Here is an 11,534-nt window from a genome sequence, read left to right on the forward strand (position 1 = left end):
AGAACAACATTCACGGAATAATTCAAATGACAATCTCATTCTTTAAAACGTCACTACGACTAGTGACGTTTTTTTTCTTTCATATTTAATGATTCACGGGTTAAAAAATGAAGTTCTTTCCCATCATACGCTGCATAATAAACCTCTTTAATTTCAAAAATTCCCTGTTTCTCTAATTCTTCTTCCACCCATTCCTTCGTTTTTTGAATTTTTAATAAATTTTCTTTTTCTAAACCACCAGATGTAATAATAGGTAATGGACAGAAGCTCATATCATCTCGTTTAAAGGAAGATAATTGACCATTCGACTCTAAAATGGCGTATTCAACTTCAAAAATAGAAGAAATATTATTAGCTCGCAATTGTAGCATTAAATCGTCAAAGGTATAGCGCTGTCTTCTCATCTCATCTAAATCAATTCGACCTTGATGAATTAAAATAGACGGTTTTCCATCAATAATTTCACGAACTTTCTTAAACCGTAAGGTAATAAAGGCTGAAGTAAACTGCAAGGCTCCAAGTAACCCAATGGCTAACAATACCTCATGAATAGGACGGTTTAAGTTATCAATCGCCATAGCTGCAATTTCAGCCATTAATACTGAAACTACTAAGTCAAGCAACGTTAATTGACCAATTTCCTTTTTTCCCATTAATTTAAACACGATTAATAGGATAATATAAAAAAGTGTGGTTCTATATATCACAACATAACAATTTGAATCCATAAATTCTCCTTTTTCGCTTAATCTACTTAATTGTTTTATGTATAAAGCCGCATAAACTTTAATTTTTTCTCATACAGTTACTATTGAATACATACTGTAATGGGAGTTGAGAATATGTCAGAAAAACTAGGAAAAGCCTTACTACATGGCATTGCATTCATTGTTATTAGTATCCTCATCCTTGGACTTCTTATAACAACATTTGCTTATTTTGAATGGATTTCAGTAGGCGTGCTTGACAAATTAATCTATGCCTCATTCGTTGCAATTTTCTTTATCGGTACAACTTTAATTTCTAAAAAATTTGCACAAAAAGGTTGGTTAATTGGAATCGGTGTAGCAACAACGATGGTCTTATTAAGTCTAATGTTCTATACTATTGGAATTGATAGTCCATTAACCTTAAAGTTTTTCATTCGAAGCTTAATCACCTTTGTTGTTTGTATTACAGGAGGAATGATTGGGGTAAACTTACCAAGTGCTAAAAGATAATCCTCAATCGGTCACTTAAACTATTTCCAAAAAAGCATCTCATTCATTAATTGAATAGATGCTTTTTAAATGGATAAAAAAAGAGCACATTAATGTGCTCTTTTTATGATTATTTTTCTACCTTACGAGAAATAGCATTACGTTCAAAAATCCATTTTTGACCTTCATCATTAATTAACGTCACTGTTTCCTGTTCTAATGCATGAATACGTCCATGGATCCCACCAATTGTTACGACACGATCCCCTTTTTCTAAACTACTTTGCATCGTAGCGATAGCTTTACGACGCTTGTTTTCTGGACGAATCATGAAGAAGTAAAAGATAACCCCTAATAATACTAATTGTAACACTAATAATACTGTTTGATTCATTTTTAATCTCTCCGTTTCCTTTATTGATCAAGCTCATATATTGAGTTCATCCAATCATTTTATACTTATCAACCAACGACTTAATGGTTGATTCCGCATCCATTATTAAAATCCACGTGATCCTGGTAAATTAATTCCGTATTGTTCAAAGAATTCTTCACGGAAATCTAATAAGCGGTCATTACGAATTGCCTCACGAATTTGTTCCATTAAATTAATTAAGAAGTGTAAATTATGATATGATACTAAACGTTGACCAAATGACTCATTGGCCTTAATTAAGTGGCGGATATATGAACGTGTATAGTTTTTACATGTATAGCAATCACAGTTTGGATCTAGTGGCGTGAAATCACGTTCATACACTTTATTTTTAATGACAACACGACCAACTGATGTCATCGCTGTTCCATGACGAGCGATACGTGTTGGTAATACACAGTCAAACATATCAATTCCACGAATTGCTCCATCAATTAAATCATCTGGTGATCCAACTCCCATTAAGTAACGTGGCTTATCTTTTGGTAAATAAGGTACTGTATACTCAATCATTTTGCGAGCAACATCTTTAGGCTCACCCACTGATACCCCACCAATTGAATATCCTGGGAAGTCCATTTCAACTAATTTTTCAGCACAGTATTTACGTAACTCTGGGAATTCTCCTCCCTGTACAATTCCGAATAAAGCTTGTGTTTCAGGGTTTTTATGAGCCTTTTTCCCACGTTCCGCCCAGCGGATGGTACGATCAACTGAGTTTTTCATATATTCAAATGTTGCTGGATATGGTGGACATTCATCAAATGACATAATGATATCAGCCCCTAATGAATTTTGTACACCGATTGAAATTTCAGGTGACATAAATAATGGAGCTCCATTACGATGATCACGGAACGTAACCCCTTCTTCTGTAATTTCACGTAATTTACTTAAACTGAAAACTTGGAATCCACCAGAGTCTGTTAAAATCGCTCCACCCCAGTTTTCAAATTTATGTAATCCACCTGCTTCTTCAACGATTTTCTCACCTGGTTGTAACCATAAATGATACGTATTCGCTAAAATGATTTTAGCTCCCATTTGATCTAATTCTTCTGGTGATAAAGTTTTGACTGTGGCTAACGTTCCAACAGGCATGAAAACAGGTGTTTCAAAAGTTCCATGTGGCGTATGAAGTTTTCCATAGCGCGCACCTGATTGTTTACATTCATGTATTAATTCGTACTTAATCGCCAAGATCGGCACCTCACTTTTACTATCTTAGTTGCTACTCTTCAATAATTAACATCGCATCTCCAAAACTAAAGAAACGATATTTTTCTTCAACAGCAATACGGTAAGCATTCATCACTGATTCTTGTCCCGCTAAAGCTGAGATTAACATAATTAAGGTTGATTTAGGTAAATGGAAGTTTGTAATCATTCCATCAATCCCTTTAAATTGATAGGGTGGATAAATAAAAATATCTGTCCATCCTTCACATGCAATAAATTTCCCATGATCACGTGCAATCGTTTCAAGGGTACGTGTTGATGTCGTCCCAACTGTAATAATACGTCCACCTTTTTCATGTGTCGCATTTAAAACATCAGCAGTCTCTTGAGACATTTGATAGAACTCAGCATGCATATCATGTTCTTCAACACTATCAACTGAAACAGGTCTGAATGTTCCAAGACCAACGTGTAAAGTGACATAAGTAATATTAATCCCTTTAGCCTTAATTTGATCTAATAATTCCGTCGTAAAATGTAACCCTGCTGTTGGAGCTGCTGCTGATCCAATTTCTTTCGCGAAAACCGTTTGATAACGATCACGATCATCTAATTTCTCTGTGATATATGGAGGTAAAGGCATTTCGCCTAATGAATCTAATACTTCGTAGAAAATCCCTTCATAAACGAATTTAAAAATACGTTTCCCCATATCACCTGTTCCGATACACTCGGCTTTTAAACGACCATCACCAAATTCAACAATCGTTCCAATTTTCACACGTTTTGCCGGTTTCACGAGCGTTTCCCAACAATCTTGCTCTTCTTGTTTTAAAAGCAATACTTCAATACTAGCTCCTGTATCAGGCTTCTGTCCAATTAAACGAGCCGGCATGACTTTCGTATTATTTAAAACTAACGTATCATTTGGGCGCAAATGATTGATGATATCATGAAAAACTTCATGGTTAACTTCACCCGTTTTTTTATTTAAAACCATTAAGCGCGATGTATCGCGATCTTTTAACGGAGTCTGTGCGATTAATTCTTCAGGTAATTCAAAATCGAATTGTTCTACTCGCATAACACACCAACTTTCTATGTTGCAAAATTTAAAGCTCTTTATAAATTATCTACCAAATATCCTCATTTTTCAATCTTTATTTTAACGGATATGGTACCTTTAAATGTTCACAGGCTTGTGGTGTGATAACACGACCACGTGGTGTTCGCTTAATAAATCCTAATTGAAGTAAATAGGGTTCATAAACATCTTCAAGCGTTTGTGGCTCTTCCCCAATTGACGCAGCAATCGCTTCAATTCCACAAGGCCCTCCACCAAAGCGTTCAATAATCCCCATTAGATATTTATGATCGACATAATCAAGACCTAATGAATCAATGTCCAAACGATCTAGGGCTAACTGGGCAATATCATGCGTAATCACTCCATCTCCCATCACTTGCGCATAATCACGCACACGACGGAATAATCGATTCGCAATACGTGGTGTTCCACGTGAACGGCGCGCTAGCTCAAGTGATGCTTGATCATCAATTGGAGTTTCATAAACGATTCCTGTTCGCTTAACAATGGATTGTAACTGTTCTTCATTATAGTATTCAAGACGATTAATCACACCAAAGCGATCACGAAGTGGAGCTGATAAATCTCCTGCACGTGTCGTCGCTCCCACTAACGTAAATGGTGCTAAGTCTACACGAATCGAACGTGCTGACTCATCTTTTCCTACCACAATATCTAGTACATAATCTTCCATCGCCGGATATAAAACCTCTTCAATACTTTTTGGTAAACGATGAATCTCATCAATAAATAAAACATCACCTGGTTCTAGAACCGATAAAATGGCAGCTAAATCCCCGCTACGTTCAATCATTGGACCTGAAGTTGTTTTAATATTAACCCCCATCTCATTCGCAATAATTGTTGCTAAAGTTGTTTTCCCAAGTCCAGGAGGTCCAAATAATAAAACATGATCTAATGATTCATTACGATTTTTAGCAGCTTCAATAAAAATACGCAAATTTTCTTTAACAGCTGTTTGACCAATATACTGATTTAATCGTTCTGGACGTAAACTTAACTCTGACTCATCCTCCATCATTTCATCAGGTGTCACTAAGCGTTCTTCTGTCATGCTCCTACCTACTTTCTCATTCATTTATTTTTGCACAAGATGTTAAAACAATACCAAACTGACTTTCTAATGTTTGTTCACCCTTTTCAGTGAGATAATATTTAATGTCATTTCCTAAAATTTCGACCTCTAAAATATGATGATCGATGCAATACTGAACAAAAGCTCCTCCAATTGCAAATGGATTAACTCGTTGTTTATCCCCCATTCTAAATCCCTACCTTAATTATTTAACAAGTAATTGTAAACCTTTTTTAATAATCTCATCTACTGAAGCATCAATATCTTTAAATGCAGTCTTAACTTTTGTTAACTCTTTATCACCATACCCTAATGCTTGTAATGCTTCAAGAGCTTCTGCTAAGCTGTTATTCATAAATAAAGCAGCATCAGGAACAACTAATTTTCCTTTTAAATCTAAAATAATTTGCTGAGCTGTCTTCGGCCCAATTTTAGGGAACTTACATAAATATTTTGCATCCCCATTCTCAATAGCCTGACGTAAACCACTCATATCCTTCATCGCCAAAATTGCACATGCTGTTTTTGGCCCAATTCCACGGGCACTAATTAAATTAATAAATAAATCATGCTCTTCCATTGTTTTAAATCCATATAAGCTCATATCATTTTCTGATACAACTTGATGCGTAAATACTTGAACCTCTTCTTCCTTTCTAAACTCATATGGATTAGCTGTATAAACTTTATACCCTATACCATTCACATCAATCACCACAAAATCTTTTCCACTATAAGCAACATATCCTTTTAAATATGCAAACATCGACATCACCTCTTTATCGCTTCATTATAACATAAAAACAGCTGTCTAAAAAGAGGACAAAAACAAACGTTAGTTCTATTTATAAACTTAAAAAAAGGTATTAATCCAAATCTTCATTTGAATTAATACCTTACAAACTATTTTAAATTAGTGTTGTCTATTTTTGTAACTATGGATGAAGTTATAGTAATAAGGAACAACAATGACAAATCCACCAATAATGTTACCGATTGTTGCAATGAATATGTTCCATGCCATACCTGCATAAGAAATATCAGCACCTAATACTTTAGCCATTGATAAGACAAACATATTCGCGATACAGTGTTCTACACCCATAATTGCGAATACTGCAACAACGATAATATTTAAAATACATTTACCAGCAACATCTTTAGCAGCATAAGCAACATATACCCCACCTGCAATTAAGATATTACATAGAATTGCACGGAAAAAGACTTCTGAAGTTGATAAAGTATTGATTTTTACTTCAGCAATATGACGAATACTATCTGCTACTCCTGGACCAACACCATTAGTAAATAAATGTGCACCTGTTAATAAGGCAACTCCTAATAAAGTCCCTAATAAGTTTCCAATCCAAACTAAAGCTAAGTTTTTAATAAACGCTGATAGTTTTACTTCTTTTTTGAAATACGCCTTACCGATTAATGTATTACCAGTAAATAAGTCTGCTCCTGTTAATAAAATTAAAATTAAAGCAACTGGGAATAAGAATGCTCCAATAAGCTTCCCGACAAAATGGTTTTCCATTTGTCCATATACTAATAAATATACTGTGTACCCTAAGGCGATGAATAATCCAGCTAACATCCCTGAGATGATAACGACACTATTCTTACGTGATACTTTATACTTACCAACTTCAACTACTTCATTGGCAATCTCTTTAGCTGATAACATACGTGGCTGTTGCATATACTTTCCTCCATTTTTGTATCCTAGTATTTTTCTAACTTTCATTTGAGATAAAATTCCTTTAATAAAATAACATTTTTTCATACTTTTTTCAAACATATTTTCTACAAATCTCTTTACGAAAACGATTTTATTTCATATTAAGAATAGAATAGTAGAATCAATTACCTTTTTTGTTAAAATTATTGATTTTATAGGGATTTTAACTCATTCTACTATTAGATTACAACAAGTAAGGAAAACTATTTATCTACACCAAGCGATTTCTTATTACTTTAAAAAAATGAATTTAATCCTTTTCTTTACTCATTTGGCAGGTGTTTATTCAGATATCACATCTCTAGAAATCTATCATTTAAACAGAGTTACGTATTCAAAATTTAGTTTAAGTTGAAAAAAATTATTTTCGTACTTAACCTTTCATACTTTTTCTCTTCATATGATAAACTAAAAATATAAAGCGATTTTATTTTTTTTAAGGGGAGAGGAATTTAATGAGAAATTCAAGGAATAAACAAAAAGAGCGATCGTGGATTGAAAGTCAAAAAACTATAACCATGACATTGATTGCCTGTTCATTAATTATTTTTGGCTTTATCACCACTCATCCTATTGAAATTATGCAAGGAATTTATGACATTATTATTCATCCCGATTCACTCATTACAGACTATCTAGTCGTTGGTGGTATTGGTGCTGCCTTCGTTAATTCGGGGGTATTAACGCTCTTGTTCATTTATTTATTAAACCGCCATCATGTTCCGTTTAATGGTGCAACTTTCGCTGCTTTATTTTTAATCGCTGGATTTTCATTTTTAGGAAAAAATATTTTAAATGTTTGGACGATCATTACAGGAGTATATTTATATGCTAAATATCACCGTCAACCATTTGGTCCACTTTTATACATTGCCTTATTTGGAACCGCAATGGCCCCAATTGTGACAGAAATTATTTTTCATGCCACCCTTTCATTCCCGTTTCGCTTAATTCTTGGAATCATCCTAGGAATTGGAATTGGATTCATTCTCCCGCCACTAGCCCTTCACTTTTTTAAACTTCATGAAGGATATAATCTATATAATGTCGGATTTTCAGCGGGGTTAATTATTACTGTCTTAGTCGCACTCTTTAAATCATTTGGCTATCATCCTTCTTCTCAACTAATTTGGGGAGAAGATTATAACATGCTGCTTGCCCTTTATTTATATCTTTTATGTGCTAGTCTTCTCGTAGTTGGCTACTTTAGTCACGCTGATGCATTTCTTCAGTTCAAACAAATTATGACGCATAGCGGTAAGTTATCAACAGACTTTATCCAACTAGAAGGCTTTAGTGCCACCTTAATTAATATGGGGTTAAATGGGATTATGGTCACTTCTTATATTTTAATCGTAGGTGGTCAATTGAATGGACCGACGCTAGGCGGAATCTTTGCTGTCATTGGATTCGGTGCATACGGAAAACATTTGAAAAATATTATCCCTATCATGATTGGAATCATCATTGGATCTTTAGTTAAAGTATGGTCTATTAATGATCCCTCCATCTTACTAGCTTCCTTATTTGGAACTGCACTAGCACCTATCGCTGGTACATATGGTTGGTTTTTTGGAATCTTAGCGGGGTTTTTACACTCATCCGTCGTCCTACATATTGGCCAACTTCATGCCGGATTAAACCTCTATAACAATGGTTTTTCTGCAGGAATCGTTGCTTCTATTCTCGTTCCTTTAATAGAAGCTTTTAAACGTCATATATCAAAATAGATGAATAGTAGCCATTGACTGCATCAGACTTAAAATCATAAACAGTCCTTCACACAGCCCTACGATAGAAGTAGTAAATTTTTTACGATGGACGAAAATTACAGCTTCTTACATAACCTATTAACTGATTAAAAAAAACACCAGTAGAACTGATGTGCACCCCAAATGTTGAACTAAATACTAAGCAGCCCATTGGCTGGTATGTATTCGGTATTGTACTGGACTCATGCCAGCCAATTTTATTTTGATTCGTTTATGATTATAGTAGTATATATATGTTTCAATCTTCTTTCTATTTCTTCCTACGATATCGACATAGTATCCTCTAAACCAAAATTTACGATTTCCGTATCTATACTTTAAAGGCGCATGTTTATCAACTGTCATCAAACTACTTTTCCCCCTTTAAATATCTCATAAACGCCGATACCCTTAATTTGGGTGGTATACTCACTAGCATGTGAATATGATTTCGACCGGCATTTCCTTCTAGGATTTCTCCCCCTTTTCTTTCACATAACTCTCTAATAATTTGTCCAATGCTCTGTTTATACTTTCCATAGATCGCTTGTCTTCTATACTTTGGAGCAAATACAATATGATATTTACAGTTCCACGTTGTATGTGCTAAACTGTTATTGTCCTTCATGGGATAACCTCCTAATGTGTTGATTTGGTGGTCGGGAAACCTATCTTATCTTTTCACATTAGGAGGTTTTTTATTTTTAATACCACGCTAAAAGCTTTCCGGAACCACCTGCATAGCAGGTGGTTTTCATTTATACAAAAAAGGCTGTCACCGCTACATAGTGTGACAGCCTTTCCTATTCTTTAATATTGTTCAAATAAGTTCTCTTGTAAACCAGTTAATCGTTCGCTAATTAATAAATCATAAACTTCTTTAATCACTGCTGAAACCGGAACTGCTAGGAAAAATCCAACAAAACCAAACATAGTGCCTCCTAAAATAACAACAGAAATAATCCAAAGGGGAGATAAGCCCACACGATCTTCCATAATTTTAGGTCCAATCACATTCCCATCAAGCTGCTGCAATAGCACGATAAAAAGAGCTACCCAAATCGCTTGCATCGGATTAATTAACAAGGTCATAAAGATAGGGAAAATAGTTCCAATAATCGGACCAAAATAAGGGATAATATTCGTAATAAAAATAGTAAATGCAAACAGTGGTACATATGGCGTCTTTAATAGATAAAACCCAACGAAAGCAATCAATCCAATAATAAACGAATCGACCAATCGTCCAATCATATAATCTTGAAAGGTTCGATAAGCAAATCTAACAAAATAAATAATACGGTGCTTATACTTCGGCACATAGGCCATTAAAAACTGTTCAAATGCATGTAAAACCTTCTTTTAATCAATGATCAGGTAAATAGAAATTGTAATTCCAAAAAACCAATTAAAAACTTCCGACGCCAATCCCATCACAGAAGTAAATAAAGACGTAGATAAACTATTAAGCAACGCAATCATATTTTTAGTGATATTATGAATATTCTCCTGAACATAAAAGATAATCTCTTCAATATATGGAGTATTTTGCATGAATTGATAGAGCCAATTCTCCTCCTCTATAGAATTTAAATAAGTACTCGTCTTTAAAAATAAATCTGAAATTCCAACAATAAATGAAGGAACAACAAGTAGACAACAAACCACAATAAAAATTAAACCTAATAAATAAGTACAAAGTATACTTAGAGCTCTTGGAAATTTAAAATATTCCCCTAACCACTTAACAATAGGATTTACCAAGACCGCTAATAAAATACCAATAAAAAATGGCCGAAACAATCTCCACATAAATCCAAAAAAATCATAAAACAGTTGTGGGCGCTCTGTAAATCGATAAAATAAAATTGCAGCAATAATGAATATAAAAATATATTTCATGCTCTGTTTCGTCATACCTTATCCCGCTTCTTCAAATTTATCATTTACTATATTATAGGCGAGTTGAAAGTATTTAAATCAACTGAGACAGCAATGAATTCACCATTTATACTGAGCACATTAAATTAACATTTTAAAACATCATACGTAGGCTATCTATCGATTTTACGATGTACAAAAAAAGACTGCTTCTTATATAAAGTCAGTTATTTGTAATCTTCACTCGATGTGGAGCTTTTGGATTTTTCCTTAAGACACGATATAAGATACGGTAAGCATCCTCACTCCCTAATTCCATGTAATACTTCAATACAGAGGGTCTAAAATCAAAAGAACCATAGATTCCATTACCGAGCTCTTTAGTTGGGAAAATCTCAATAATTCGTTTCCCCTCAATCATTGGTTGATTAATTCGTGAGCGTGAATCTAAATATACAATAATAATCGTTTCACAATCGGTTGACAGTAAAGGTCGCACCGGTGCACGTTCATACTTCATTGGATCGACGTAATAACTTCCCTCTATATAAACAGGTTCATACAAACCCGGAACGGCCGTTGTCGCAAGCAAGGCATCTTTCATTTCCCTTGAACTTAAATCATTCAGCTTAAAAAATCGTCGCTCCGTCGTTTTCATTCGCCCACAAGAGACATATAAATCAATGTCACTGCTTTGAATTAAACTTGGATTTAAATAATAACGAAAGGCTTTCTCAAATCCTGTTCGTTTAAGAGGTAAGTCAACGGTATTGGCTACACCTACTAAATTCATCATTCCAAAAAAGGGGGATAGCTGGCGTCTATTCATGGAATCAATAATCTGATTCATTCGTTTCATATTTTCTTTACTCACGGAAAATACAGATGACCATGGGCAACGGAGCCAAAACTCTTCAATTTCATCAGGTGTATATTGTAAAAACAAAGCACCATTTATCCCACCGATAGAGGCCCCTGCTACTGCTTGCACTTCATCAAGTAATCCAAACTCTTCAAGAACACGTATTACCCCGACTTGATAAGCTCCTTTTGCCCCTCCACCACATAAAACCAATCCTATATTTCTCATCGTCTAATCCCTCCTTTCTATCTAACATAAGTTATGAAATTTGACTAAGCTATGTGCTTAAATTGACT

At 34.4% G+C, this 11,534-nt stretch carries 11 protein-coding genes and 2 pseudogenes; 2 read left to right on the forward strand and 11 right to left on the reverse strand.

Going from position 1 to position 11,534, the window contains the following annotated elements; translation table 11 throughout:
• Positions 1 to 59: 59 nt before the first annotated feature.
• On the reverse strand, positions 60 to 653 hold the full coding sequence (locus tag J0J69_RS04695; protein WP_237252719.1) for a DUF421 domain-containing protein: 594 nt from the start codon (positions 651 to 653) through the stop codon (positions 60 to 62).
• Positions 654 to 842: 189 nt separating this feature from the next.
• Between J0J69_RS04695 and J0J69_RS04700 the strand changes: the two genes are divergently transcribed.
• The gene (locus J0J69_RS04700; RefSeq protein ID WP_055244466.1) at positions 843 to 1,220 is read left to right on the forward strand and encodes a TIGR04086 family membrane protein; all 378 of its coding nucleotides are present in this window, start codon (positions 843 to 845) and stop codon (positions 1,218 to 1,220) included.
• Positions 1,221 to 1,329: 109 nt separating this feature from the next.
• On the opposite strand, the gene yajC is transcribed toward J0J69_RS04700, so the two are convergent.
• The 7 genes from yajC to J0J69_RS04735 all read right to left on the reverse strand — a co-directional run bounded on the left by yajC (position 1,330) and on the right by J0J69_RS04735 (position 6,804).
• The gene (gene yajC, locus J0J69_RS04705) at positions 1,330 to 1,593 is read right to left on the reverse strand and encodes a preprotein translocase subunit YajC (RefSeq protein ID WP_055244465.1); all 264 of its coding nucleotides are present in this window, start codon (positions 1,591 to 1,593) and stop codon (positions 1,330 to 1,332) included.
• Between the two features lie 105 nt (positions 1,594 to 1,698).
• A complete protein-coding gene (tgt, locus tag J0J69_RS04710) occupies positions 1,699 to 2,835 on the reverse strand; it encodes a tRNA guanosine(34) transglycosylase Tgt (RefSeq protein ID WP_055244463.1) in 1,137 nt (378 codons plus the stop codon).
• A gap of 31 nt (positions 2,836 to 2,866) precedes the next feature.
• Positions 2,867 to 3,898: a tRNA preQ1(34) S-adenosylmethionine ribosyltransferase-isomerase QueA gene (gene queA / locus J0J69_RS04715; protein WP_055244462.1), complete on the reverse strand. Its 1,032-nt coding sequence runs from the start codon at positions 3,896 to 3,898 to the stop codon at positions 2,867 to 2,869.
• A gap of 76 nt (positions 3,899 to 3,974) precedes the next feature.
• Positions 3,975 to 4,976 (reverse strand): Holliday junction branch migration DNA helicase RuvB, encoded by a 1,002-nt coding sequence (gene ruvB, locus J0J69_RS04720; RefSeq protein ID WP_055244460.1) that lies wholly within the window; start codon positions 4,974 to 4,976, stop codon positions 3,975 to 3,977.
• Between the two features lie 16 nt (positions 4,977 to 4,992).
• Positions 4,993 to 5,184 (reverse strand): hypothetical protein, encoded by a 192-nt coding sequence (locus J0J69_RS04725; protein WP_055244458.1) that lies wholly within the window; start codon positions 5,182 to 5,184, stop codon positions 4,993 to 4,995.
• Between the two features lie 18 nt (positions 5,185 to 5,202).
• Positions 5,203 to 5,763: a Holliday junction branch migration protein RuvA gene (ruvA, locus tag J0J69_RS04730; RefSeq protein ID WP_055244457.1), complete on the reverse strand. Its 561-nt coding sequence runs from the start codon at positions 5,761 to 5,763 to the stop codon at positions 5,203 to 5,205.
• A gap of 147 nt (positions 5,764 to 5,910) precedes the next feature.
• Entirely contained in the window at positions 5,911 to 6,804 is an 894-nt protein-coding gene (locus J0J69_RS04735) for a formate/nitrite transporter family protein (protein WP_256637933.1), read from the reverse strand.
• A gap of 395 nt (positions 6,805 to 7,199) precedes the next feature.
• Between J0J69_RS04735 and J0J69_RS04740 the strand changes: the two genes are divergently transcribed.
• Positions 7,200 to 8,474: a DUF1576 domain-containing protein gene (locus J0J69_RS04740; protein ID WP_212724829.1), complete on the forward strand. Its 1,275-nt coding sequence runs from the start codon at positions 7,200 to 7,202 to the stop codon at positions 8,472 to 8,474.
• A gap of 180 nt (positions 8,475 to 8,654) precedes the next feature.
• Here J0J69_RS04740 and tnpA read toward each other — a convergent pair.
• From tnpA to J0J69_RS04755, 3 genes and pseudogenes are all read right to left on the reverse strand, one after another.
• Positions 8,655 to 9,123: pseudogene (tnpA, locus tag J0J69_RS04745) on the reverse strand (IS200/IS605 family transposase).
• Positions 9,124 to 9,305: 182 nt separating this feature from the next.
• Positions 9,306 to 10,412, reverse strand: a pseudogene (locus J0J69_RS04750) (AI-2E family transporter).
• 187 nt (positions 10,413 to 10,599) lie between these two features.
• Positions 10,600 to 11,466: a patatin-like phospholipase family protein gene (locus tag J0J69_RS04755; RefSeq protein ID WP_055245259.1), complete on the reverse strand. Its 867-nt coding sequence runs from the start codon at positions 11,464 to 11,466 to the stop codon at positions 10,600 to 10,602.
• Between the last annotated feature and the right edge of the window lie 68 nt (positions 11,467 to 11,534).

It is taken from the genome of Turicibacter bilis (genome assembly GCF_024499055.1).
GTDB classification, from domain to species: Bacteria; Bacillota_I; Bacilli_A; order MOL361; family Turicibacteraceae; genus Turicibacter; species Turicibacter bilis.

Bases quoted from the DNA above. Each gene is read 5' to 3' on its own strand.
- J0J69_RS04695 (WP_237252719.1), bottom strand. From the start codon at position 653: ATGGGAAAAAAGGAAATTGGTCAATTAACGTTGCTTGACTTAGTAGTT.
- J0J69_RS04700 (WP_055244466.1), top strand. From the start codon at position 843: ATGTCAGAAAAACTAGGAAAAGCCTTACTACATGGCATTGCATTCATT.
- yajC (WP_055244465.1), bottom strand. From the start codon at position 1,593: ATGAATCAAACAGTATTATTAGTGTTACAATTAGTATTATTAGGGGTT.
- queA (WP_055244462.1), bottom strand. From the start codon at position 3,898: ATGCGAGTAGAACAATTCGATTTTGAATTACCTGAAGAATTAATCGCA.
- ruvB (WP_055244460.1), bottom strand. From the start codon at position 4,976: ATGACAGAAGAACGCTTAGTGACACCTGATGAAATGATGGAGGATGAG.
- J0J69_RS04725 (WP_055244458.1), bottom strand. From the start codon at position 5,184: ATGGGGGATAAACAACGAGTTAATCCATTTGCAATTGGAGGAGCTTTT.
- ruvA (WP_055244457.1), bottom strand. From the start codon at position 5,763: ATGTTTGCATATTTAAAAGGATATGTTGCTTATAGTGGAAAAGATTTT.
- J0J69_RS04735 (WP_256637933.1), bottom strand. From the start codon at position 6,804: ATGTTTGAAAAAAGTATGAAAAAATGTTATTTTATTAAAGGAATTTTA.
- J0J69_RS04740 (WP_212724829.1), top strand. From the start codon at position 7,200: ATGAGAAATTCAAGGAATAAACAAAAAGAGCGATCGTGGATTGAAAGT.
- J0J69_RS04755 (WP_055245259.1), bottom strand. From the start codon at position 11,466: ATGAGAAATATAGGATTGGTTTTATGTGGTGGAGGGGCAAAAGGAGCT.